This window comes from Bifidobacterium sp. ESL0769 (assembly GCF_029395495.1).
GTDB lineage: Bacteria > Actinomycetota > Actinomycetes > Actinomycetales > Bifidobacteriaceae > Bifidobacterium.
In genome coordinates this window covers 495,620-519,411 of the sequence record NZ_CP113918.1, presented here as the reverse complement: position 1 = coordinate 519,411, position 23,792 = coordinate 495,620, and the positions used below count along the sequence as shown (strand labels likewise).

General features: G+C 58.8%; 15 protein-coding genes. 7 read left to right on the top strand and 8 right to left on the bottom strand.

All coding sequences use genetic code 11. The features are described from left to right. Positions 1 to 6 precede the first annotated feature (6 nt). The 4 genes from OZX72_RS01900 to OZX72_RS01885 all read left to right on the top strand — a co-directional run bounded on the left by OZX72_RS01900 (position 7) and on the right by OZX72_RS01885 (position 5,838). Entirely contained in the window at positions 7 to 1,368 is a 1,362-nt protein-coding gene (locus tag OZX72_RS01900) for a DUF58 domain-containing protein (protein ID WP_277158766.1), read from the top strand. Then, positions 1,365 to 4,235 carry a transglutaminaseTgpA domain-containing protein gene (locus OZX72_RS01895; RefSeq protein ID WP_277158765.1) on the top strand — a complete coding sequence of 957 codons (2,871 nt, stop codon included), beginning with the start codon at positions 1,365 to 1,367 and terminating at the stop codon, positions 4,233 to 4,235. The genes OZX72_RS01900 and OZX72_RS01895 overlap by 4 nt, the downstream gene beginning before the upstream one ends. A 2-nt stretch (positions 4,236 to 4,237) precedes the next feature. Further along, the gene (locus OZX72_RS01890; protein ID WP_277158764.1) at positions 4,238 to 5,095 is read left to right on the top strand and encodes a serine/threonine-protein phosphatase; all 858 of its coding nucleotides are present in this window, start codon (positions 4,238 to 4,240) and stop codon (positions 5,093 to 5,095) included. Positions 5,096 to 5,262: 167 nt separating this feature from the next. Further along, positions 5,263 to 5,838, top strand: coding sequence for a hypothetical protein (locus tag OZX72_RS01885; protein ID WP_277158763.1), 576 nt, complete (start codon positions 5,263 to 5,265; stop codon positions 5,836 to 5,838). Between the two features lie 323 nt (positions 5,839 to 6,161). On the opposite strand, the gene OZX72_RS01880 is transcribed toward OZX72_RS01885, so the two are convergent. From OZX72_RS01880 to rpoB, 3 genes are all read right to left on the bottom strand, one after another. Next, positions 6,162 to 6,770 (bottom strand): FHA domain-containing protein, encoded by a 609-nt coding sequence (locus OZX72_RS01880; protein ID WP_277158762.1) that lies wholly within the window; start codon positions 6,768 to 6,770, stop codon positions 6,162 to 6,164. Between the two features lie 333 nt (positions 6,771 to 7,103). Continuing rightward, positions 7,104 to 11,192 (bottom strand): DNA-directed RNA polymerase subunit beta', encoded by a 4,089-nt coding sequence (locus OZX72_RS01875; RefSeq protein ID WP_277158761.1) that lies wholly within the window; start codon positions 11,190 to 11,192, stop codon positions 7,104 to 7,106. A gap of 117 nt (positions 11,193 to 11,309) precedes the next feature. Beyond that, complete coding sequence (gene rpoB / locus OZX72_RS01870; protein ID WP_277158760.1) at positions 11,310 to 14,876, bottom strand: DNA-directed RNA polymerase subunit beta; 3,567 nt, start codon at positions 14,874 to 14,876, stop codon at positions 11,310 to 11,312. Positions 14,877 to 15,339: 463 nt separating this feature from the next. Here rpoB and OZX72_RS01865 point away from each other — a divergent pair, with 463 nt between their 5' ends. After that, positions 15,340 to 16,494 (top strand): FAD-dependent oxidoreductase, encoded by a 1,155-nt coding sequence (locus OZX72_RS01865; protein WP_277158759.1) that lies wholly within the window; start codon positions 15,340 to 15,342, stop codon positions 16,492 to 16,494. A 132-nt stretch (positions 16,495 to 16,626) separates the two neighbouring features. Here the strand turns inward: OZX72_RS01865 and OZX72_RS01860 are convergent, their stop codons facing one another. Next, positions 16,627 to 17,397: a hypothetical protein gene (locus tag OZX72_RS01860; protein WP_277158758.1), complete on the bottom strand. Its 771-nt coding sequence runs from the start codon at positions 17,395 to 17,397 to the stop codon at positions 16,627 to 16,629. A gap of 78 nt (positions 17,398 to 17,475) precedes the next feature. After that, entirely contained in the window at positions 17,476 to 18,363 is an 888-nt protein-coding gene (locus tag OZX72_RS01855; protein ID WP_277159330.1) for an A/G-specific adenine glycosylase, read from the bottom strand. Between the two features lie 261 nt (positions 18,364 to 18,624). On the opposite strand from OZX72_RS01855, the gene fucO reads away from it, so the two are divergent. Together fucO and OZX72_RS01845 are read left to right on the top strand one after the other, a co-directional pair. Then, positions 18,625 to 19,782, top strand: a complete 1,158-nt coding sequence (fucO, locus tag OZX72_RS01850) for a lactaldehyde reductase (RefSeq protein WP_277158757.1) — start codon at positions 18,625 to 18,627, stop codon at positions 19,780 to 19,782. Between the two features lie 78 nt (positions 19,783 to 19,860). Then, entirely contained in the window at positions 19,861 to 20,520 is a 660-nt protein-coding gene (locus OZX72_RS01845; protein WP_277158756.1) for a tRNA (cytidine(34)-2'-O)-methyltransferase, read from the top strand. A 237-nt stretch (positions 20,521 to 20,757) separates the two neighbouring features. On the opposite strand, the gene OZX72_RS01840 is transcribed toward OZX72_RS01845, so the two are convergent. From OZX72_RS01840 to OZX72_RS01830, 3 genes are all read right to left on the bottom strand, one after another. Next, positions 20,758 to 22,122 (bottom strand): PFL family protein, encoded by a 1,365-nt coding sequence (locus tag OZX72_RS01840; RefSeq protein ID WP_277158755.1) that lies wholly within the window; start codon positions 22,120 to 22,122, stop codon positions 20,758 to 20,760. Between the two features lie 16 nt (positions 22,123 to 22,138). Next, positions 22,139 to 22,411, bottom strand: a complete 273-nt coding sequence (locus OZX72_RS01835; RefSeq protein WP_277158754.1) for an ACT domain-containing protein — start codon at positions 22,409 to 22,411, stop codon at positions 22,139 to 22,141. 148 nt (positions 22,412 to 22,559) lie between these two features. After that, a complete protein-coding gene (locus OZX72_RS01830; RefSeq protein ID WP_277158753.1) occupies positions 22,560 to 23,759 on the bottom strand; it encodes a hydroxymethylglutaryl-CoA synthase in 1,200 nt (399 codons plus the stop codon). Positions 23,760 to 23,792 lie beyond the last annotated feature (33 nt).

Genomic DNA, 23,792 nt, shown 5'->3' with positions numbered 1-23,792 from the left:
AAGACCATGCACTTCACCAAAAACCGACACCAGCCGCAGGCGACGTCACCCGGTTTCTCCACTTTCTCCCAGAACGGGGCCATGGCGGCAGTCTCCAGCAAACGCAAAGGCCAACGCCGCCTCAAAGGGCGCAGACCAAGCCTGCTGCAAAACAACACTCGTCTTGGGCATCTTTGGCTCAAGGCTCGGCATAATGCGGCTAGTTTGCGCAAGAAGCTGCCTGGATGGCTCACCGCCTACGTATCTCCCCTCGGCTGGTCGGTTACCGGCATGGCCGTGGTTTGCCTGGTAGCGTTCCCGGCGCTGGGATGGCACGAACTGCTGGTCTGCGGCATTATCGGGCTGGTCATGCTGTTATGCGGCATCGCGATGTCACTTGGTAATACAAAATTCCATGCAGCGCTATCCGTTTCCGATAACCGCATCACCGTCGGCGATAGCGTCAAGGTCGATGTCAATATCTCCAACCCAGGCAAAAGCCCAACTGTCAGCGTGCTCGGCGACCTGCCAATGGGCGAGATGCACCAACGTTTCCGCATCCCCGCATTAGCTCCCGGCAAAGCCAAAGGCGAGCAGGTCGAGTTCCGAGCCACTTCGCGCGCAATCCTGCCCGTCGGCCCCTTGAAAATCAGCAAAGGTGATCCCTTCGGCATCGTGCGGCACGAGCAGTCGCTTTCGCAGTCCGTTCAGGTCTATATCCATCCGAAAACCGTGTTCCTCAATACCCTTGATTCCGGCATTTTCCGCGACCTTGAAGGCAGTCCCTCCGGCCAAGTGGTCGACGACGACCTCGACTTCTACGGTTTGCGCGAATACCGCCCCGGCGACGACATGCGCAACGTCCACTGGCTTTCTTCGGCGAAAACCGGCACGATGATGGTCCGACAATACGAAGCCACCAAACGCACCGATACTTCCATCACTCTTGGCGTCAATCCTACGGATTACTCGTCCGAAGACGAATTCGAGCTCGCTGTGAGCGTCGCCGCCTCCATCGGCACCGAATGCCTACTCGAAGACCGCCCGCTGGCCGTACAGGCCGCCGCCGATTCCCTGATTGCGCGCGGAGCGATGCCGTTCCTCGACTGGATGAGCGGGGTCAAGCCGGACATAGATGAAAACCCGAACCTCGCCGTCGCAACTCTCGCTACGAGCCCCGGCGCTTCGTTCTATTTCTTCGTGGTCGGTTCGGGAGCCAAACTCCAACGTCTCCGCCGCATCGCCGCAGCGCTGAGTCGAGAATCCATCTGCGTGATGCTGCAGATTGACCCCATCGCCGGCAACGCCATCCACCAATACGATGACTTCACTTTGGCCACGCTTTCCTCTCTCGACGACCTGCCTTTGATCATGGAGGCGCTGAAATGAGCGATTCCTTTAACGCGGCAATCAATCCGACGGGCCGGCCAAGCCCGAGCCGAGCGAAAGCAAACCGCTCTAAGGCTTCTGTTTCTGCAGCTGCTTCCGCATCGGCCTCGGCCTCCCTCCCCGATTTCACCGGCACGACCGGCACCAACACCACCGGCACGTGGGCAAGTACCACCCGGGCCCCGATTGCCCTGACCGCCACCAGCAATGGCCAGCGTCAGATGTTCGTCACCGTTCGCCGCCCTTGGACCACCGCCGCCATCGGCGCCCTGCTCGTCCTAGTCACCGTCTGCCTCAACTCCGCCAATCTCATCGACGTCTACGGCAATGTTCTGGTCTGGGCCATGGCAGCCGTTCCGGCGGCGCTGCTCGGCGTTCTGATTGCCCTGGCCGGAGTCAATCCGGTGCTCAAACTGTGGTGGCAAATCGTTTTCCTTGTCCTCGCGCAGTTCCTCGTCGGCCCCGTTATCGCGTTGAACGACACGACCATCGCACATATCGTACCGAGCCTGAAAACCATCACCCAAGGTTTCACGCAGACTTTCGGCTCGTTCAAATATGTCATCGCCGTCATTCCGCCACTCGGCAATGCCAACGGCAGCCTGATGGCGCTGTGGACGCTCAATCTGTGGACGGCGTTCCTGGCCGGCGTTTTCGCGGTTTCGGTGAGCAAGAAAATCAACCTCATCACCATTTTCCCGTTGGCCTTGAACCTCGCGGTGAGCGCGCTTTTGGGCACCGCTTACGGCACGCTGCGTCCAGTCTGCGGCATTATCGCCATGCTGGCGTTGGTGGTCTGGCTTGCCTGGCGCTGGCAGTCACTGGATATCCGCCGACCGATAAGCATGGTCATCATTATTGTTCTTGCCGTCGGTCTGTCGTTCGGTGCGACCCTCATCGTCCCGCAGCACCGCTTAACGCTGCGCGACCGCTACAACCCACCGCTCGACCCGCACCAATACACCAGTCCGTTAAGCGATATGCGTTCGTATGTCAAATACCATAAGAAGGAAACGCTGCTTTCAGTCTCCGGGCTTCCCGCCGGCACACCGGTGCGCCTGGCCGTCATGGATCGCTTCGACGGCAACGTCTGGAACCTTTCGGATTCCACGGACGCCAGCGATTCCTCCGATTACCGCAAGATCGGCAGCGGCATCGCCAACACGACGCAGGGCGAGCATTTCAAAGCCACCTTCAAAGTGCACAAGGGCTTCTCCGAACAATGGCTGCCATTGGCAGGCGAAGCGACGTCCGTCGGTATGAATACCCAGGATTTCTATTACAACATGGGCACCCATTCGGCCATCGTGCCCAACATGGCACTTGGCGGGCAGACCTATACCGAATCCGGCGTCATCGCCGATATCCCCAGCCAGCAACAAATCATCCATGCACACGCCGAGCGCATCACACAACCCGAAGCGAAGGATATCCCCGACAGCGCCAGCAGACTCGCGCCGGCTTTGACCGGCAAGCAGGACAGCGACGGCGCGACCGCAGCAACCCTCGCCACGGCGCTCAAGACCAAGGGCTGGTTCTCCCACGGACTGGCGGGCGATTATCCGTCGCTGCCGGGCCATGGCAACTTCCGCATCGATTCCATGCTCGGCGGCACCGCGATGGTCGGCGACAGCGAGCAGTACGCTTCGGCGATGGCGATGATGGCCCGCGAGCTCAATCTCCCCACGCGCGTGGTGCTCGGTTTCATCCCGAAAGACAAGGACGGCAACATCACCAAGGCCCGCACCACGCACACCAAGAGCGGCGTGGCGCAAACCGATTTCACCGGCAACGACATCGAAGCCTGGGTCGAGATCAACTTCAAGGATTACGGCTGGGTGCCCTTCTACCCCACGCCCAAGGAGACAAAGATCCCGAACAAGAACCAGGATCTGACACCGCCGAACCCGAAGACGCTGGTGCGTCAGCCGCCGGTGCCGCTCGTCGACCCGCTGCATGACCAGAACCAAGCCCGCGACCAGTCCTCGCTTGACGGCGCGGACGCGGGCGACCTCAACGGGAATGCCACGTTGATGAGGATTCTCGCGATTGCCGAAAAAGTCGCTATCTACGGCAGCCCGCTGTGGATCATCCTTATTATTTGTGGGCTGATATTGCTTATCAAAGCCATCCAACTGGCCGTCATGGCCCGTCGCGGCAGCTCTGAGCAACGCATCGCTTCCGGCTGGAGGGCCATCGACATGCTCGCCGATCAAAGCGGCATCAAGACCTCCGGCACCCGCCGGCAGCAGGTCGCGCAGATCGACAAAGCGCTGAAGGCCGCGAAAGAAGGCGGTATAAGTGCAATGGATACAACCGGGGCCGCTGGAACCGCAGCTTCGACTATGACTCCCGCCGCCAGTCAATTGCCCACGCGCAAGGCACAGAAAGCCGCCGAAAAAGCAGCCAAGAAAAGGAAGCCGTTCAAGGGGCATCCGATTGACTTGGGCCAGCTTCAGCTGCTCTCTCGCGAGGCCGATTGGGTCGCCTTCTCCGGCAAGAAACCCGAAGAGACGGCTTCTGAGGATTATTGGAAGCGGGTCAAGGCCATGCGCAAAGCCATCCTCGCCGACCAACCGCGCATGCGTCGTCTGCGTACCCGACTTTCGCTCAAGGGCGTCTTCCATATGCCGCACTTGGATCTTAGCCGGCTCAAGGAGTTAGGATCCAAGAACGTCGCAGGTCATTCAGGTTCCAAGAATCGCTCAGGTGCCAAAGGTTCCGCGGGTTTCGCAAATGTTTCGAAAGCCAAAACCGGCAAAAGCGCAAAACCAGGTAAAACCTCGAAGAAAAATGCGACAAAAGGCACGTCTATACTGACTGGTGTGCATACAAAACGCAAAACCACCGCACGGAAAGGTCGTTGATTATGTCTAATCACCCACACATTCGTGCGGCCATGGGCACCGACATCGGCAAAAGGCGACGCAACAACCAAGACACTGGGGTCAACGAGCCCGGAGTCTATATGGTCTGCGACGGCATGGGCGGCGGCGTCGGCGGCGAACGCGCGAGCGCGTTGACCGCAGGGCACTTCAAGGCCATCGCGAGTAAGGCCGTGCGGTCCCGAAAAGTCATCGAATCCGCACTGAACGCCTCCCAGCATGACGTCTACGAACTGGGCAAGGACCTTGGCGGCCTGGCCGGAACCACGGCCACCGGCATCATCCTTCCTGCCCGCCCAGCCAAGGACGGCAGTGAGCAGGCTCCGCTTTGGTATGTGATCAATGTCGGCGATTCCCGCACTTACCATTTCAATCTCGACGAGCACGGCAACGCGGTCGCTTCCTCAATCAGCCATATCACCAAGGACCATTCCGAGCGGCAACAGGCCATTGACGCCGGACTGATGTCGCCGAAAATGGCCAATGCGACCATCCCGCGAAACGTCATCACCCAGTGCATCGGCGCGCCGCAAGGCATTCGGCCCGACTTTTACGCGGTGGTGCCCTCCGGCCGGTTCATCGTATGTTCCGACGGACTTTATTCCGAGGTCGACGACACCGAAATCGCGGCGATCTGCCAGGCGAACCCGGACCCGAAACGTGCCGTGGAAGCGCTGACGCGCGCGGCTCTCAAGGCCGGGGGCAACGACAACATCACCATCGTCGTCGTCGACGTGCGGCCAAGCATCTCCTGCAACGAGCCTTGGCACGCCAGCAAACTCGATATCGGGGAGGAGCTGGAGACCATCGGAGATGTCACCCTCGACAGTCTGCATACATAAGTCGCATAAATCTGATAAATACGCTTATTTTCGTTTTATTTGTGCACCATTCACGCGACAGAACGCGAATCAAACGTTATAATCTTTTGTAGTGAAGTAATAATTATCGATAATAGAAAACAGATGAACATCGAGCATTCATCGAAAAGAAAGAGAAGTGAAAGACCATGGTTGATTACGACACCGCCGTCGCCGTTGTTCAGGATTCCGAGGCAGACCCGATTATGCTGGCGAAAGTCGCCTACGAAAACCCGGATTTCGGCGCGAACGTAGCCGCGAACCCACGCGCCTACCCTGGGCTGAAACGCTGGCTCGCCCAGTTCGGCGACGATCGCGCTCGCGAGACGCTCAAAACCATGGGCTTTGAGGTTCCCGACCATGGCGTTTCGCCGCAAGAGGCTCCGGCTCAGCAGGATGCTGCGGCGCAGGCTTCAACAGCCTACAGTGCCGACCAGCAGGCCGCGGGTGGCCAGTATGCCGCCGCGAATCAGTATGCGGCACAGCAGCAGACGGCTGCCGCCTACAACCAGCAAATGCCTGTCGCCACGAACGCTTACGGCTACACTGCCGAGCAGGCGCTGGATCCGAACACCGACCAGATGACCATCGCGAGCATCGCCCAATACGCCCCCGAGCTGCGTCCCTGCCTGGCACGCAACCCCAATACCTACCCGGAGCTCTTGAACTGGCTCGCCCAGCTGCACGACCCCGCCATCGACGCTGCGCTGGCCACTCGGCAATAATGCTGTTCGGTGCCTGTGAGGTAACTGATACTCGCAAAGACGACTGTCGGGTAACCGTGCGAATAAATCGGCTCAAATAATTACGTCAGCCGGTTTATCGATTTGATAGCAAACCGATGTGTTCCAAATCTAAACCGTTCGACATAACGAATGTCCCGTTACCTACCGAAATGGTAAGGTAACGGGACATTCGTTATGTAACGTATTACTAATTTTCAACAATCAAAGCCTCACACCAAGCCGAAACGCAAGCTTCGACGAGCCTCACGCCAAATCTATGACAATAACTAACTTTAATTTAGCTGAGACTTACTTAGCCGGCTTCAGCTCTTGTCTTCAGTGAGCTTGAAGAACTGGTCGCCGATACGCAACGTCGTAGGCGCCGTGAGCTGAACAGGGTTGTCTTTGACCTGCTGCTCGTGGTCGTCCTCAATGATATACGTGCCGTTGAGCGAACCGTAGTCCTCGATCCACAACGCGCCGTCCTTGTCGTAGCTGACGGCGGCGTGATTGCGTGAAACCGTGCGCGTCGGATCGGCAAGCTTGATCGACATCGCGCCTTGCGGCACGGTGGCTGAAACGTTGCGGCCAAGCAGAGCGCTCTTGATCAGCTCAATATCCTGGCCTGTGGCATCGTTGTGCAGGCGGTAACGTTTCTTGGGCTCTTCGGCCATGAAAGCGGTGGAAAGCACCGTTCCATCCCAGTCCTCGATGTCACCCTCGCTATTGGTCTGCGGAGTGGACGAAGTCCAGGATTTGTCAGCGGCAGGCTTGCGCGCCGCGACGGCCTTGTCAACCAACGTCTGCGGAGTCTGCGCCGCCCCCGAATCCTCTGCGGGCTCTACGGCCGCGCTCTGGTTTGCGGATACAACTGTGGCGTCATCGTCATACCAACCAAGCTCGGGTGGCGGCGGAAAAGGCAAAGTGCTCATAAAAGCCATGTTACCGCAAAACCGCAACATTTTGAGCCATAACGCCGGAGTGCACACACAAGATATCCGAAAATCCATAAATCGTTATACGAAACATTGGTATTTGCCTACCATTGTGGCCTTTACCAGTCGCCGATGCCCTCGCCGTTGATTTTTTACCTTCCGAAATGTACCTGCAGAGGCATAACGATTTGATTAGAAGCGTGGCCAGTCGGTTAGTAACATCACCACCCCCCGCATCCGACGAACAAGCTGCAGATACGAATTTGTCCCGGTGCGTCGTAAACGCATCGGGACAAATATAACCACTACTCGGCCTTTCAGCCTATTTCATCAGGCTTGAGAACCGGAGTTGTCGGTGCCGGTGCCCGAGTTGGCATCGGTGCTGGGAGCAGCGCCGGAGCCGAAATCGGTGTCGCCGCCGAGCTCCGTGGCTCCACCCTGATCGTTGAGGAAGTCATCGGGGTTGAAGTCGTCGCCGAGCTTCAGGTCGCCAAAGTCGATATTGGAGAAGTCCATATCGTCCATGCCGCCCTCGCCAAAGTCGGTGCCGGACGCGTCCCCGCCCAAGCCGAAGTTCGGGTAGATGGTGTCGCGGATGGCCTTGTCGGGCTCGACCGTCGCGTTGCGATAGCGGGCCAGACCGGTGCCAGCAGGGATGAGCTTGCCGATGATGACGTTCTCCTTCAAGCCCTTGAGCTCGTCGGACTTCTGTTCCAAAGCGGCTTCCGTCAAGACACGGGTGGTCTCCTGGAACGAAGCGGCGGAGAGCCAGGAATCGGTGGCCAGCGAAGCCTTGGTGATGCCCAAGAGCTCCGGACGACCTGCAGCAGGCTTGCCGCCTTCCTTGACTGCCTTCATGTTGGCATCGCGGAACTTGGACTGATCGACCAACTCACCGGGCAGCAGGCTCGTGGTGCCGGAATCGATCACCGTGATGCGGCGAAGCATCTGGTGGACGATGACCTCGAGGTGCTTGTCGTGGATATCCACGCCCTGGGAGCGATACACGTCGTGCACGCCCTCGACGATGTTGACCTGAGCCGCACGAGGACCGAGGATACGAAGAATCTTCTTCGGATCGACGGAGCCTTCGATCAGCTGGGTGCCGGTGTCGACGTGGTCGCCGTCCTTGACCAGAAGGGGCGCACGACGGGTCACCGGGTAGGTGATCGGCTCGATGTTCGTATCGTCCGGGGTCAGCGTGACCTGGCGACCGTGGTCGGAATCCTCGACCTTGACGGTGCCCGGGTACTCCGTGATCGGTGCCTCGCCCTTAGGCGTACGCGCCTCGAAGAGCTCGGTGACACGGGGAAGACCCTGGGTGATATCGGAAGCGGAAGCGACGCCGCCGGAGTGGAAGGAACGAAGCGTCAGCTGCGTACCAGGCTCGCCGATGGATTGTGCCGCGACAACGCCGACGGCCTCGCCGACATCCACCAGACGATTGGTGGCCAGCGACCAGCCGTAGCACTTCGCGCACACGCCGCGCTTGGACTCGCAGGTCAGCACGGAGCGGGCCTTGACCTCTTCGACGCCGTGGGCGACCATGTCGCGCAACACATCCATCGAAAGGGCATCGCCGCGCTTGTAGAGCACGGTCTCGCCGTCCTTGGGGTCGATGACGTCGTCAGCCAAGAGACGGGAGTAAGGACCGCCGTCCGCGTCCTTGACAAGCACGAGATTGCCGTCCTCATCGCGGTCGGCGATCTTGATCATCAGACCACGCTTGGTGCCGCAATCCTCTTCGCGCACGATGACCTCCTGGGCCACGTCGACGAGACGACGGGTGAGGTAGCCAGATTCTGCGGTACGAAGTGCGGTATCGGCCAGACCCTTACGGGCGCCGTGCTGGGAGATGAAGTATTCCAGGACGGAGAGGCCCTCGCGGTAGTTGGACTTGACAGGACGGGAGATGATTTCGCCCTTCGGGTTTGCCACCAGGCCTCGCATACCGGAAATCTGGCGAATCTGCATCCAGTTTCCACGGGCTCCGGACTGCACCATGATGTTGACGTTGTTGTCGTCCTTGAAGTTATTGCGCATGGCGTCTGCAACCTTGTCGGTGCATTCGGTCCACAGGTTGATCAGCTCCTGACGGCGTTCCTCTTCGGTCAACAGACCCATCTCGTACTGGTCGTTGACCTTGTCGGCCTGACCTTCGTAGTCGTGGATGATGTCGAGACGCTCCGGCGGTTCGACGATGTCGGAGAAGGACATCGTGACGCCCGACCAAGGAGCGCGGGTGAAACCGAGGTCCTTCAGGGCGTCCAGCGTCGCGGCCACCTGGGCGGTGGAGTAACGCGTGGCGATGTCGTCGACAATCGTGGAGAGCTTGCCCTTGGCGACCTGCTCGTTGATGAACGGATAGTCGACAGGCAGGGTCTCGTTGAACTTCAAGCGGCCGTAGGAAGTGGCGAAGAGGACGGAACCGTCCTTGAAACGCTCTTCCTTGACCACGTCCGGGCTGCCCGGCTCGGGGTCGGTGACCTTGAGCTCACTCGGCTCCCAATCCTTGGGAAGCACAAAGTCCTTGGGCAGGCGCACGAGCACCTTGGCCTGGGTATCGACGTCGTGACGGTCGACAGCCATGCGCAGTTCCTCAGGAGAACCGAGCACGCGGCCCTGGCCCTTGGCGCCTTCCACAACGGTGGAAAGGAAGTAAAGACCCAGAATCATGTCCTGAGAAGGCATGGTGACGGTGTGGCCGTCTGCCGGCTTCAGGATGTTGTCGGAAGCCATCATCAAGGAACGGGCCTCGGCCTGTGCCTCGACGCTCAGCGGAAGGTGGACTGCCATCTGGTCGCCGTCGAAGTCCGCGTTGAACGCGGCGCAAGCGAGCGGCGGCAGGTGGATGGCCTTGCCTTCGACCAAAATCGGTTCGAAGGCCTGAATGCCGAGCCTGTGCAGCGTAGGCGCACGGTTCAGGAGCACCGGATGCTCGCTGATGACGTCTTCAAGCACGTCCCAGACGGACGAATCCTGACGGTCGACCAGACGCTTCGCGCTCTTCATGTTCTGCGCGTAGTTCTGGTCCACGAGCTTCTTGATGACGAAGGGCTTGAAGAGCTCCAAAGCCATCGGCTTCGGCAGACCGCACTGGTGCATTCTAAGCGACGGGCCGACGACGATCACAGAACGGCCGGAATAATCCACGCGCTTACCGAGAAGGTTCTGGCGGAAACGGCCCTGCTTGCCCTTGAGCATGTCGGAAAGCGACTTCAGCGGACGGTTGGAAGCGCCGGTGACCGGACGGCCACGACGGCCGTTGTCGAACAGGGAGTCAACGGCTTCCTGCAGCATGCGCTTCTCGTTGTTGAGCATGATCTCGGGGGCGCCGAGCTCGATGAGCCTCTTCAAACGGTTGTTGCGGTTGATGACGCGGCGATAAAGATCGTTCAGATCGGAGGTGGCAAAACGGCCGCCGTCAAGCTGAACCATCGGGCGCAGATCCGGAGGAATGACCGGGATGGCGTTCAAGACCATCGCCTCGGGCTTGTTGTCCGTGGTGAGGAAGGCGTTGACAACCTTGAGCCTCTTCAGAGCGCGGGCCTTGCGCTGGCCGGAGCCGGTGTCGATCTCTTCGCGAAGCTGCTTGGCGGCACCTTCGAGGTCGAAGTCGCGCAGACGCTTCTGAATGGCTTCGGCACCCATGGAGCCTTCGAAATAGTCGCCGTAACGGTCGACCATTTCCTGCCACAGGTCCACGTCACCTTCCATGTCACCCGGCTTCAAGGTCTTGAAGCGGTCGAACACGGCAGCGAGGCGCTGGGCCTGATCGTCGTAGCGCTGGCGGATGGCCGCCATCTCGCGCTCGGCGGAGTTGCGGATCTTGGACTTGGCACTGCCCTTGGCATCGCCGCTGGCCTCGAGCTCGGCCATGTCGGACTCGAGCTTCTTGGCACGTTCCTCGATCTCGTTGTCGCGACGCTTGTTAAGCTGCGCGATTTCGGTGTCGAATTCGTCCTGCAGATCCGGCAGATCCTGCTGGCGCTGCTGCTCATCGACGCTCGTGACCATATAGGCCGCAAAGTAGATGACCTTCTCCAGGTCCTTCGGCGCGATGTCGAGCAGATAGCCCAAGCGGCTCGGCACACCCTTGAAGAACCAGATGTGCGTGACCGGTGCGGCCAGCTCAATGTGGCCCATGCGCTCACGGCGGACGCGGGATTTGGTGACCTCCACGCCGCAGCGTTCGCAGACGATGCCCTTGAAACGGACGCGCTTGTATTTGCCGCAGGCGCACTCCCAGTCGCGGGTCGGTCCGAAGATCTGCTCTCCGAACAGGCCGTCCTTCTCGGGCTTCAAAGTTCTATAGTTGATGGTTTCCGGCTTCTTGACTTCGCCGTAGCTCCACTTGTGGATGTCCTCGGTAGTGGCGAGTCCAATCCTCAGTTTGTCAAATGCGTTGACGTCCAGCACTATGTTGTCCTGTCTTCCAATTGGTAACAATTACGATTTTCGGCCGGCTTGCCGGGCTTGGCTCTTTATTGTTGAGCTGCCAAGCCCCGGCTAAGCCGTATGTTTTTAGCGTTGCCTCTAGCGGTATTCCGGCTGAGGCGCCGCCTGATCGTCCTTGGCCGCGGCGTCCGGACGGGCGCCGATGTTGAAGCCGAGATCGTTGGAGTTGCCCACCGGGTCGTCCTCCGCGTCGTTCAGATCGATGGCCACGCCGTCTGCGTTGAGCACTTCGACATTGAGCGAAAGGGACTGCATTTCCTTCAAGAGCACCTTGAAGGATTCGGGGATGCCGGCCGGCGGCAGGTTCTCGCCCTTCACGATGGCACCGTAGGCACGCACGCGGCCGTCGACGTCATCGGACTTGGTGGTCATCATCTCGTGCAGCGTGTAAGCGGCGCCGTAGGCCTCGAGGGCCCACACCTCCATCTCGCCGAAGCGCTGGCCGCCGAACTGTGCCTTGCCGCCCAGCGGCTGCTGGGTGATCATGGAGTACGGGCCGGTGGAACGCGCGTGGATCTTGTCGTCCACGAGGTGGTGGAGCTTGAGCATGTACATGTAGCCCACGGAAATCGGCTTCGGGAAGGGCTCGCCGGTACGGCCGTCGAACAACGTCGCCTTGCCGTCTTCGCCCACGAGCTTGTTGCCGTCACGGTCGGGAAGAGTGCTACGCAGCAAGCCTTGAATCACATCGGGACGCACGCCGTCGAAGACGGGGGTGGCCACCGGAGTGCCCGGCTCGCCGTGCTCGGCGCCCTGCGGCACGTACTTCTTCCATTCGGCCTCGAGATTCGGGTCGAGATTGATGTCCCAGCCGGCGTGAGCGATCCAGCCCAAGTGCAGTTCCAGCACCTGGCCCAGGTTCATTCGGCTTGGCACGCCCAGAGGGTTCAACATGATGTCGATCGGGGTGCCATCGGGCAGGAACGGCATATCCTCTTCCGGAAGGATGCGGGAGATGCAGCCCTTGTTGCCGTGACGGCCGGACATCTTGTCGCCCACCGTGATCTTACGGTGCTGGGCGATGTAGACGCGAATCATCGAATTGACGCCGTTGGGCAGCTCGTCGCCGTCCTCCTCGGCCTCGTCACGGGTGATCTCCTTGATGGAGATGACCGTGCCGGTCTCGCCGTGAGGCACACGCAGCGAGGTGTCGCGCACTTCGCGGCTCTTCTCGCCGAAGATGGCGCGAAGCAGACGCTCCTCAGGGGTGAGCTCGGTCTCGCCCTTAGGCGTGACCTTGCCGACCAGGATGTCGCCGGCCTCGACCTCTGCACCGATGCGGATGATGCCGCGCTCGTCCAAGTTGGCCACTGCTTCCTCGCCGACGTTCGGCAGGTCGCGGGTGATTTCCTCGGCACCGAGCTTGGTGTCGCGGGCGTCGATTTCGTACTCTTCGATGTGGATCGAGGAATAGGTGTCGTCCTTCACCAGACGCTGGGAAATAATGACGGCGTCCTCGTAGTTGTAGCCGTTCCAAGGCATGAACGCGACCAGTACGTTCTTGCCCAGAGCCAAATCGCCCTTATCGGTGGCCGAGCCATCGGCCAGGACACTGCCACGCTCGACGCGTTCGCCGTCCTTGACAAGAGGCACCTGGTTGTAGTTGGTGGTCTGGTTGGAACGCTGGAACTTGGCGAGCTTGTAGCTCGACTGGGTTCCGTCATCGTTGGTGACGCGAATGATATCGGCGGAAACGTAGGTGACCACGCCGTCTTTCTCGCTCAGGATGGTGTCGCCGGAATCGTAGGCAGTACGCCATTCGGCGCCGGTGCCCACCAGCGGACGTTCACTCTTGACGAGCGGGACAGCCTGACGCTGCATGTTGGTGCCCATCAGTGCTCGGTGGCCTTCGTCGTGCTCCAGGAACGGAATCAACGAAGCGCCGACGGAAACCATCTGGCGCGGGGAGACGTCCATATAGTCGACTTCGGAGACCGGCACATCGACAGCCTCATCCTCGCCTGCACGCACGAGTGCGGTCTTCTCGACGAAGTTGCCGTTCTCGTCCAGCTTCTGGTTGGCCTGGGCGATGACGTGCTCGGCATCGCGGTCTGCGGTCATGTACTCAATATCATTGGTGACGTGGCCGTTGACGACCTTGCGGTACGGGGTCTCGATGAAGCCGAACGGATTGACACGGCCGAAGGTCGCCAGAGATCCGATAAGGCCGATGTTCGGGCCTTCAGGGGATTCGATCGGGCACATACGTCCGAAGTGGGACGGGTGGACGTCGCGGACCTCCATGGAGGCGCGGTCGCGCGAAAGGCCGCCGGGGCCAAGCGCGGAGAGACGACGCTTGTTGGTCACGCCGGAAAGCGGGTTGTTCTGGTCCATGAACTGCGAGAGCTGGGAGGTTCCGAAGAACTCCTTGATTGTCGCATTGACCGGGCGGATGTTAATCAGGGACTGCGGGGTGATGGCCTCGGCATCCTGAGTGGTCATACGCTCGCGAACCACGCGCTCCATACGGCTCAGGCCGGTGCGCAGCTGGTTCTGGATCAGCTCGCCGACCTGGCGGATACGACGGTTGCCGAAGTGATCGATATCGTCGGTCTCGACGCGAAGGTCGACGTCCTTGCCATCACGCTTGCCAGGGAAGGTCTTGTCGCCGGCATGCAGCGCCACGAGGTACTTGATGGTGGCGATGATGTCTTCGCGCGAGAGGCTGCGATCGGTCGGGTCGGCTTCGAGTCCGAGCTTGCGGTTGATCTTGTAGCGGCCGACGCGTGCGAGGTCGTAACGGTGGTTGTTGAAGTAGAAGGACTCCAGCAGGTTCTTGCCGGCTTCTGGAGTGGCGGTGTCGGCCGGGCGAATCTTGCGGTAGAGGTCGGTGAGAGCCTCGTCCTGCGTGTTGATGGTCTCCTTTTCGAGAGCATCGAGCACGAGCGGATAATCTTTGAAGGACTTGGCAATCTCATCCTTGGTCATACCGATGGCCATGAGGAAGACGATGGCGGACTGCTTGCGCTTACGGTCGACGCGAACACCCAGGACGTCACGTTTGTCAATCTCGAACTCGAGCCATGCACCGCGCGACGGGATGATCTTCGCACCGAAGACTTCCTTGTCGCTCGTTCGGTCCGGCGTACGGTCAAAGTAGACACCCGGGGAACGCACGAGCTGCGAGACGATGACGCGCTCGGTGCCGCCGATGATGAAGGTGCCATGCGGGGTCTGCAGCGGGAAATCGCCCATGAAGACGGTCTGGCTCTTGATCTCGCCGGTATCGCCGTTCTCGAATTCCGCGTTGACATATAGAGGTGCGGAATAGGTGTAATCCTTCTCCTTGCACTCCTGGACCGTGTGGCGCGGTTCCTCGAAGTACGGGTCGGAGAACGTCAGGCTCATGGTCTGTGCGAAGTTCTCGATTGGGGAAATCTCGTTGAAGACTTCTTCTAGGCCCGAGGTGTGGGCCACGTTGTTGGTGCCGGCCTTGATGTCGGCTTCGGCCTTCTTCTTCCAGCGTGCGTTGCCGATGAGCCAATCGAAGCTATCGGTCTGCACCCCCAGAAGGTAGGGCACATCGATGGGTTCCCTGATGGAACCGAAATTCACACGGTCCGACGCCTTGTGCAACTTGATGTCGTGCTCATCGGCGCGTGCGATGACTTGTGTGGTGTTCGTCTTGAGCTTATTTTCAGCCAATGGACGTTCCTTATCGCTCGCTTGATCTTTGAATATTCATGTCGAGGAAACGCGCCGCAAACGGCTACACTACGCGGGCGCTTCGTCGTTAGAGCATGCCCGCAATATGACACACCTTATGCAAAGTTTCATTTTAGCATAACTTCGGACATTTCGCCAGCCCATATACCCTCAATATAAGGAAGCAATAGGTCAGAGGCCTCTTTGGGCAACTTAAAAACTCGGTATTCAATTAGTAGGTTATTTATCCTAAAAAATAGGCATATAACTAAGTTGCATCTAACGTTTAACAAATAGCTACCAAATTATCCCAACACAATCGATAAAATGTGATATATCTTATAAAACAATATCGACCGTAATCATCATGGTAACTACAGGTATCATAGTATGATTATATTTGATATAAAGGCGGTTACTACAGAGAATCTAGATTGCATCGGAAGAGCTCATGAGAAGAATCATGGTACTTGGCGCAGGCTATGCAGGCCTGCACGCCATTAAGCAGCTCGTCGCGCTTCAACCCGACGCGGAAATCGTGCTGGTCAACAGAGATGTTTACCACTACGACACCGCCCGGCTCCACGAAGTGGCCGTCGGAAGGACAGATCCGTCCGAAATCAGCTTCAACCTTCGCGAAACGATTGACCCTAGGGTGGGCCTCATCGTCGACGATGTGATAAGAATCGACCACGACATTCGCGCCGTGGAACTGCGTAATAACGGGCTGGTTTTCTACGACTATCTCATCAACGCATTGGGCGGGTCAACTTCCACTTCCGAGGTCCCTGGCGCTTCCGAAAACGCATTCCCGCTCATCACCCTCAACGACGCGCTGCGTGCGCGAAGCCATATCGAGCGCATATTCACTGATTATCGCGTCAGCCAGAACCCTTACGACCTGCGCATTGCGGTATGTGGGGACGGATTCTCAGCCGTCGCGTTCATGGCCGCGCTGGTACATCAACTTCCCATTCTGGCGAAACAATTCGGCGTGCCGGCCGATAAATTCGAAGTCCATTGCTTCGCTTCCAACCCCAAGCCGCTCTATCGATTCGACCCCAAACTCACCGAATGGATCTTGGAGGACCTGCAAGACAGCAATGTTATTTTCCACGGCTCTTCGCGCGTGACGGCGGTCGGGCCGGGCGAGATTCATGTCGGCAATCAGGTTTTCCACGCCAACACCATCGTCTGGGCGGCAGGAATCCGTGGCAGCGAGGTCGTCCCCATCTCTGGTTATGCCCAGAAATTCAACCGCGTCATCGTTCGCGACGACCTTTCGGTAATCGAAGCGGACGGGAGTTGGCCACGCGAATTCGTAATCGGCGATGTCTCGGCCTTTCCCAACCCCAAAACCGGCCGCATATACCCGGCCACAGCCCAGCTCGCAATCGCTCAGGCGGAATGCGCCGCCTCCAACGTCGCCCAGCTGCTCAAGGGCGGACGCACCTACAGGTTCGACTACAAGTCATATGGCACGATTCTGCCGCTCGGTCCGCACTCGGGCGTTGCACTCCTTCAAGATTCTAAGGGCAACTACACCCGGCTTAAAGGTGCCAAAGTGCGGCTGCTCATCAGCAGGATGAACAAGGATTTCCGCGACGCCATCGACTAGGGGGCCGTTTCGCACGGTTTCAGATTTCGCACGATTTCGTATGATTTCTGACGGCTCGCATGGTTCGGACGATTTCTACACGGTTTCGAGCGGTTCGGACGTTTAAGTTTAAGCACGACTCATCGCCGACGACTATTCGACGGTAACAGGAACCTTTTCGCTTTTGACTCCAGGATGGTCTTTGAGGCTCAACTGGGCCATATAGGTACCCCGCCTGACGCGCGGAAGCTGATCGTCGGGAACACAGGTGGAGCCGGTGCTGTCGGCTGGCCAAGTGATTTTCTGCACATCCTTGTCGCCCTTGGCCATCAGCAGATTGCGCGGATCGGCAGGACATACGGCGGAACTCCAGACGGTGCCTCCACCTTGATTGCCAGACGTCGCACCGGTATCTGAACCAGAAGCAGAATCGTCGTCGGAAGACGAAGCGTTGCCGGAAACCGAGGAAATCGTAAGAATACGTGAGGCGTTCGAGGCGTCGATCAGGCAGGAATCGTCACCCTCGTAGCGAATCGTCGCCTTGAAATCAAGCGCACCGCCAAGCTCCACGCTTTGCGAGACAGGGCTCAGTTCCAGCTTCACGTCCTTCGCACCACATTTTCTGACGCTGCTCTGATTGGCCTGATTATTCTGATTATTTTTAGTATTATCGGATTTTTCAGGTTTTTTGGTCGATGCCTTTTTATGGGACTTGGAGACGGATGAACTCGAAGCCGTCTGCCCGCCGTGCCCGCCATAGTTGGCGAAAACCTTGGTCGCGAGCGCATAAATACCGAACCCAATCAGTGCGAGCAACGCCAACGCAACCACGCCCACGACGATGCGGCGACGCAGATAGACACGCTGCATCTCCTTGCTGGTTTTGCGCTTGTTCTGGCGCTTCTGCGGTTGCTGAGAGGTCATAGTCCCAGTGTAAACGACCTTGCTGAATTCCTTAACCTATAAACGCCAAGCAGCTAAAAATCTGGTATCAAGCCAATATTATTGCGGCAGACTCAACGAACCATCTGGACTGATTTCTATTAAACCATCTTCATCGAGACTGGCGATGCAGGCGTCCAGCTGGACGTGGTCGCCCCAGAGCTTTTCGACGTCGGCACGCGAAAGTGACGCGGGTTTATCGGAAGCATCAGAATTTGCGAGCGCACGCAAAGCGTTGAGAACGATGCCACGCACCTGACGGTTCGTGCCTTTGAAACTCTGGCGAGGGCGGGTGCGCTTCTCCCCCATGTGCGGGCAGCCGGCAGCATAGAAACGGCTGTGCGAAGCCCACGGGTCCTCGTCGATCTTCGGGTTCTTGGCCGTGCAGACCAGTGCGCCGAGCTCGATCAACGCCTCGTTCCAGATCACACTTTCCTTGGGCTTTGGCGGCAACACGGCATTCGCCAACTTGCGTTCCTCGGGCTTGGTGGCGCCACCAAAGGATTCCTCACCCTTGAACGTACGCCAGAACACACGGCGAACGTTGGTATCGAGGACGGCAATGCGCTCGCCGAAGGCGAAGCTCATCACCGCGCTGGCCGTGTAGTCGCCGATGCCGGGAAGCGCGACCAACTCGTCGTAGGTGCGCGGCAGCTCGTTGTCATATTGCTCCGCGACCACCTTGGCACACTCTTGCAGGCGCAGCGCTCGCCGCGGATAGCCGAGCCTGCCCCACGCAGTGATGACCTCGGCGGTGCTCGCCTTGGCAAGACTTGCGGCATCAGGCCAAACGTCCATCCAATTGATCCAATATTGAACCACACGGCTCATCTGCGTCTGCTGGCTCATCACCTCAGAAATGAGGATGCCCCATGGCGCCGTGCGGCCGAAGCGCCACGGCAGGTCGCGCGCGTTGACGTCCCACCACGCAAACAACTCCTGCTTCATGTCTTCAAGTTCGGCGGCGCTGAAGCCTTCGATCACTTCAGCCTTGCTTGCAGCAAAGTCTGACGAACCTACGTCGGATTGGCGCGGTTTTGCAGCGGGTTTCGTCATATTTATATCCTCCTGAACCACCTGACCATTCTGCCCTGACACCACTACAGCGACATCAAGCACATATTGTTAGCGCCAACAAAACAAATATGGGTACGACATTATAATGGATTTTATTGTGAGCTACATCACAAAGTAAATAAGGAGTGAACAATGGTGTATCGTATGATCTTCAATCAGGAAGCCTATTTCGGGCGCGGGGCAATCAAGGAAATCCCCAACGTCGCCAAGGCGCATGGCTTCACCAAGGCTTTCATCGTCACCGATCCGGTGCTGCTCAAGACCGGCACGGTCAAGAAGGTCACCGACGTGCTCGATGCTGCGGGCATGCCCTACGAAATCTTTGACAACGTCAAGCCCAACCCGCCGGTGGAATGCATCCAAGACGGCGTGGCAAAGTTCAAGAACGCCGGCGCTGATTTCATGATCGGCTTGGGCGGCGGCTCGCCGCAGGACACTTGCAAGGGCATTGGCATCATCGCCGCGAATCCTGAATTCGCCGACGTGCTTTCGCTGGAAGGCACCGCTGCCACTAAGAACCCATCCGTCCCGATCTTCGGCGTACCCACCACCGCCGGAACGGCTTCGGAGACGACCATCAACTACGTGGTCACCGATACCGCCAAGAAGCGCAAGTTCGTGGCCGTCGACCCGCACGATATCCCGCTGGTCGCCTTCGTCGACCCGGACATGACCGATTCGATGCCACGCAGCCTCAAGGTGGCCACCGGCCTCGACGCACTGACCCACGCCGTCGAGGGCTTCGTCACCCCCGGTGCCTGGGAGCTTTCCGATTGCCTGTCGCTGCAGACGATTCGCATGATCGCCGCCAACCTGGCCAAGTCCGCCGACGGTGACGTCGCAGCCGGCGAGGAAATGGCCTATGCTTCCTACATCACCGGCATGGCGTATTCCAACGTCGGCCTCGGCCTCGTTCACGGCATGGCTCACGCCCTCGGTGGCTTGCTCGGCGTCGCGCACGGTGTGGCGAACGGCATCCTGCTCGCGCCCGTGATGGAATACAACAAGGACTACACCGGCGAGAAGTACCGTGCCATCGCCCACGCCTTCGGCGACCAGGATTCCTACAACCCCGACCGTTCGATCGACGAGGTGCGCGAAGAGGCCGTGCAGAGGATCCACCAGCTCACCGTCGACCTCGGCAACCCGACCACCATCAGCGAAGTCGGCGCCAAGGAAAGCGACATCGATGGACTCACAGAGAACGCCTTCAAGGACGTCTGCACCGGCGGCAACCCGCGCAAGCCCACCAAGGAAGACATCCACGCCATTTATGAGAGCCTGATGTAAGGATTTCTTCGACGATTAAGAGCCCGCTGGTTTCCCGGCGGGCTTTTTCGTGTCGCTTCGCGGGATTAGTTTTAAACTATGACAGACGCAGCGCAGACGGCACAGAACGCCGGAAATCCAGAAAACAAAGTCACCGACATGTATGAATATGGCTATCGCAAGTCCAATTACGGGCCGGACGAGCTCGTGACCGACGCGCACGGCAACCCTATCAGCGTGGTCGACGCGATGATGAGCGCCAAGGACGCCAGCGAGGCCAAGACGGTGACACCGCACCTGTGCTACTACTCCCCGCGCATCCCCGGCAACACCGGCTCCGCCATTCGCCTGTGCGCTGTGACCGGCACGATCCTGCACCTAATCGAGCCACTCGGTTTCAACCTGAAAGACACGAAGCTGCGCCGCGCCGGCCTTGATTACCACGACATGGCCCACGTCGTGCTGCACCCCGATTTCGACGACCTCGTAAAATCGATGCCCAACTCGCGCATCATCGCCTTCACCGCGCACGCCACCAAGCTTTACACCGACGTGCAGTATCGTCCGGACGACATCCTGCTATTCGGACCGGAACCGGGCAACATCCCCGATCCGATGGACATCATGGCCGGTCCGCACGTCGCCGAACAGGTGCGTCTGCCGATGCGGCCATCCTTGCGCTCGCTCAACCTCACCAACTGCGCCTCCATCGCCATCTACGAGGCCTGGCGCCAGCTTGGCTTTAAGGGCGGAGAATAAAACACAAGTTTGAGAACCGGACATTGTTGTGATATGTTCGAAATGTCGGTTGGAGTCGGTTCACCTCGAGGCACATGCCCGGGTCTTCAAAGCTTCGCCTCGTTGGGCTTCACCGATAGGGCGTTTTTATTATTTTTCGTCCTCTCATTATTGCGAATTGGGCCGCTGATTATTTCATCGGCGGCCCAACTACTTATCAATCAAGATTCCCGATATTTATATACCCATTCACAATCTTCAGTTTTTAAAGCTGTGAATCGGGGCGGGGATGCGGCCGCCGCGAGTCACGAAGGCCTCGCAGGAGGTCTGGTTGACCGGGATGATCGGGGCGTAGCCCATGAGGCCGCCGAAATTGGCCACCTCGCCGACGCCTTTGCCGTAAACCGGGATAACGCGCACGGCAGTGGTCTTTTGATTGACCATGCCGATGGCAGCTTCGTCTGCGATGATGCCGGAAATCGTTGAGGCCGAAGTCTCGCCGGGGATGGCGATCATGTCAAGGCCGACCGAGCAGACGCAGGTCATCGCCTCGAGCTTTTCGATGGTGAGGCAGCCTGAGGCTGCCGCTTCGATCATGTTCTTGTCTTCCGAGACCGGGATGAACGCGCCGGAGAGCCCGCCGACGTAGGAGGAGGCCATGATGCCGCCCTTCTTCACCTGGTCGTTCAACATCGCGAGCGCCGCGGTGGTGCCGGGGGCGCCGACCTGTTCCAATCCGATTTTCTCCAGAACCTCACCGACCGAATCACCGACAGCGGCCGTGGGAGCCAGCGACAGATCGATGATGCCGAAGGGTACACCGAGCCGTTTTGAGGCCTCCTGCGCGACGAGCTGGCCGACGCGGGTGATCTTGAAAGCGGTGCGCTTGATGGTCTCACACAGGAACTCGAAATCCTTGCCCTTGGCCGCATCCAACGCGCACGAAACCACGCCGGGGCCGGAGACGCCGACGTTGACGACCACATCGCCTTCGGTTACGCCGTGGAAGCCGCCGGCCATGAACGGGTTGTCGTCGGGGGCATTGCAGAAAGCCACAAATTTGACGCAACCGTAGCTGTCAATCTCGCGGGTGGCGTAGGCAGTGTCTTTGACAACATGACCAAGCAACTCGACGGCATCCATATCGATGCCGGTTTTGGTCGAGCCGACGTTGACCGACGAGCAGACGATATCAGTTTCGGATAGTGCTTGCGGAATCGACTCGATAAGCATGCGTTCGGCGGGTGTCATCGACTTGGAAACCAGCGCCGTGTAACCGCCGATGAGGTCGACACCGACTTTCTTGGCCGCACGGTCGAGCGCGTGGGCGATCTTGACGAAATCGGCCGGCGACTTGCAAGAGCTGGCACCTACCAGCGCAATCGGGGTAACAGTGATGCGCTTGTTGACGATTGGGATGCCGAAATCCCGTTCGATAGCCTTGCCAACCTTCACCAGGTCGCGGGCCTTGTCGGTAATCTTGTTGTAAATGTTGTCGCAAACCACGTCGACGTCAGCCGCCGCGCAATCGAGCAGCGAAATACCCATGGTGATGGTTCGCACGTCGAGCTTTTCCTGCTCGATCATCTGATTGGTCTCGTGGACCTCCATAATGTTCAGCATTGTCCGCCCCCCCCGATCAGACGCGGTGCATCTTCGTAAAGATTTCCTCGCGCTGGCAACGGATGCGTACGCCGATCTTGTCGCCGAGCGCTTCGAGACCGTCGACCAGCGCCGAGAATTCCTCGTCGGATTTACCATAATCGACAATCATCATCATATTGAAGAACCCCTCGATGATGGTCTGCGAGATGTCGAGAACGTTGACCTTGTGCTGCGAAAGGTAGGTGCAGACCTGCGCAATGATGCCGACTGTGTCTTGCCCGACCACCGTAATGACCGCTTTATCCATGTCAACCCCTTAAACCGATGTGTAAATCGCCGATGGCAAACGCCCGCCATACCATTCATCAGTATAAATGAAGGGCGGGCAGCAAAGGCGAAGGCGTCCGGAATAATAACAAATAACGAAATATATCGGTTATTTCAAGATAGTAATCTCAGCGATACTGCCGTTCATGGTTCTTGATTGCGGCGAGATAGTGTGGCGCGATAGAGTTCGGGTCGCTGCGGCCGAGGTCCTGCTCGGAGCCGTCAGCAACCAGTTCGGCGCTGAACATCGCCTCGTACTCGCTCATGCTCAGGCGCTCGCGGTTGTCGAGCAGAGCGCGATGGCTGTCGGCATCCAAACGTTCGCGGTAACCCGGCTGCAGCGTGCCAAAATAAAGCTCCGCGACGGAACCTGAACCGTAGGAATAGAGACCGATGCGGTCGCCGGCCTTGAGGCTGTTATCGTTTTCGAGCAACGAGAGCAGGGCGAGATAGATCGAGCCAGTGTAAATGTTGCCGACCTCTTTGCCATAGACGATGCTCTGCTCGAAACGCTCGGTCAGACGCGCGTAATCGGCTTCGGCGATCTTGCCGCCGCCCAGCGTGCGCAGGCCCTTGCGACCCATTTTCGAGAACGGGATATGGAAGAGCAACGCCTGCAGGTTTTCGGGATCAGCCATCCCTTGCCGCTGCGCCTTATTCCAAATTTCCTCGAACATGCCGACGTAGACTTCCTCAGAGAACTTGCCGCGTGCGAAGGCGACGGTCGAATAATTCGGCCTCCAGAAGTCGCCGGTGCTGCGGCTTTCGTACAACGATTCCGGCTCGATGGCGAGAATGGCGGGGTCACGCGCGACGAGCATCGCCACCGAGCCAGCCCCTTGCGTCACTTCGCCGGGCGTATCGAGGCCATAGCGCGCGATGTCGGAAGCGATGACCAGAGCCTTGCGGTCGGAATGGCTGCGTACGTAATCGCAGGCGAGCTGGATGCCGGCGGTCGCGCCGTAGCAGGCTTCCTTGATTTCAATGGCACGCAGGTTGCCAGTCAGTTTCAGCAGGTCTTGCACGAAGAGTGCAGCGGCCTTGGATTGGTCGATGCCGCTTTCGGTGGCGAGTATCAACAGGCCGATCTCCTGCCGCTCGGCTTCTGTCAGCATGGGTTCGGCGGCATTGGCGGCCATGGCGACGATGTCCTGGTCAAGCGCGGCGACCGACATCTTGCTCTGCCCGATGCCGATGAGGAATTTGTTCGGGTCCACGCCGCGGGCCTGCGCCAAGTCGACCAAATCGAGATAATGGTTGGGCGTGTAGAAGTTGATTTTGTCAATGCCGACCTTGACATTATCGGCTGCATTGTTTTCTTTCATCATGATTCGTCCGTTCCGTGCTTGTTATTGAATGGA

Coding starts and splice junctions, on each gene's coding strand:
- fucO (WP_277158757.1), top strand. CDS start 18,625: ATGGTGTATCGTATGATCTTCAATCAGGAAGCCTATTTCGGGCGCGGG.
- OZX72_RS01840 (WP_277158755.1), bottom strand. CDS start 22,122: ATGCTGAACATTATGGAGGTCCACGAGACCAATCAGATGATCGAGCAG.
- OZX72_RS01835 (WP_277158754.1), bottom strand. CDS start 22,411: ATGGATAAAGCGGTCATTACGGTGGTCGGGCAAGACACAGTCGGCATC.
- OZX72_RS01900 (WP_277158766.1), top strand. CDS start 7: ATGCACTTCACCAAAAACCGACACCAGCCGCAGGCGACGTCACCCGGT.
- OZX72_RS01885 (WP_277158763.1), top strand. CDS start 5,263: ATGGTTGATTACGACACCGCCGTCGCCGTTGTTCAGGATTCCGAGGCA.
- OZX72_RS01890 (WP_277158764.1), top strand. CDS start 4,238: ATGTCTAATCACCCACACATTCGTGCGGCCATGGGCACCGACATCGGC.
- OZX72_RS01880 (WP_277158762.1), bottom strand. CDS start 6,770: ATGAGCACTTTGCCTTTTCCGCCGCCACCCGAGCTTGGTTGGTATGAC.
- OZX72_RS01895 (WP_277158765.1), top strand. CDS start 1,365: ATGAGCGATTCCTTTAACGCGGCAATCAATCCGACGGGCCGGCCAAGC.
- OZX72_RS01845 (WP_277158756.1), top strand. CDS start 19,861: ATGACAGACGCAGCGCAGACGGCACAGAACGCCGGAAATCCAGAAAAC.
- OZX72_RS01855 (WP_277159330.1), bottom strand. CDS start 18,363: ATGAAGCAGGAGTTGTTTGCGTGGTGGGACGTCAACGCGCGCGACCTG.
- OZX72_RS01865 (WP_277158759.1), top strand. CDS start 15,340: ATGGTACTTGGCGCAGGCTATGCAGGCCTGCACGCCATTAAGCAGCTC.
- OZX72_RS01830 (WP_277158753.1), bottom strand. CDS start 23,759: ATGATGAAAGAAAACAATGCAGCCGATAATGTCAAGGTCGGCATTGAC.
- OZX72_RS01860 (WP_277158758.1), bottom strand. CDS start 17,397: ATGACCTCTCAGCAACCGCAGAAGCGCCAGAACAAGCGCAAAACCAGC.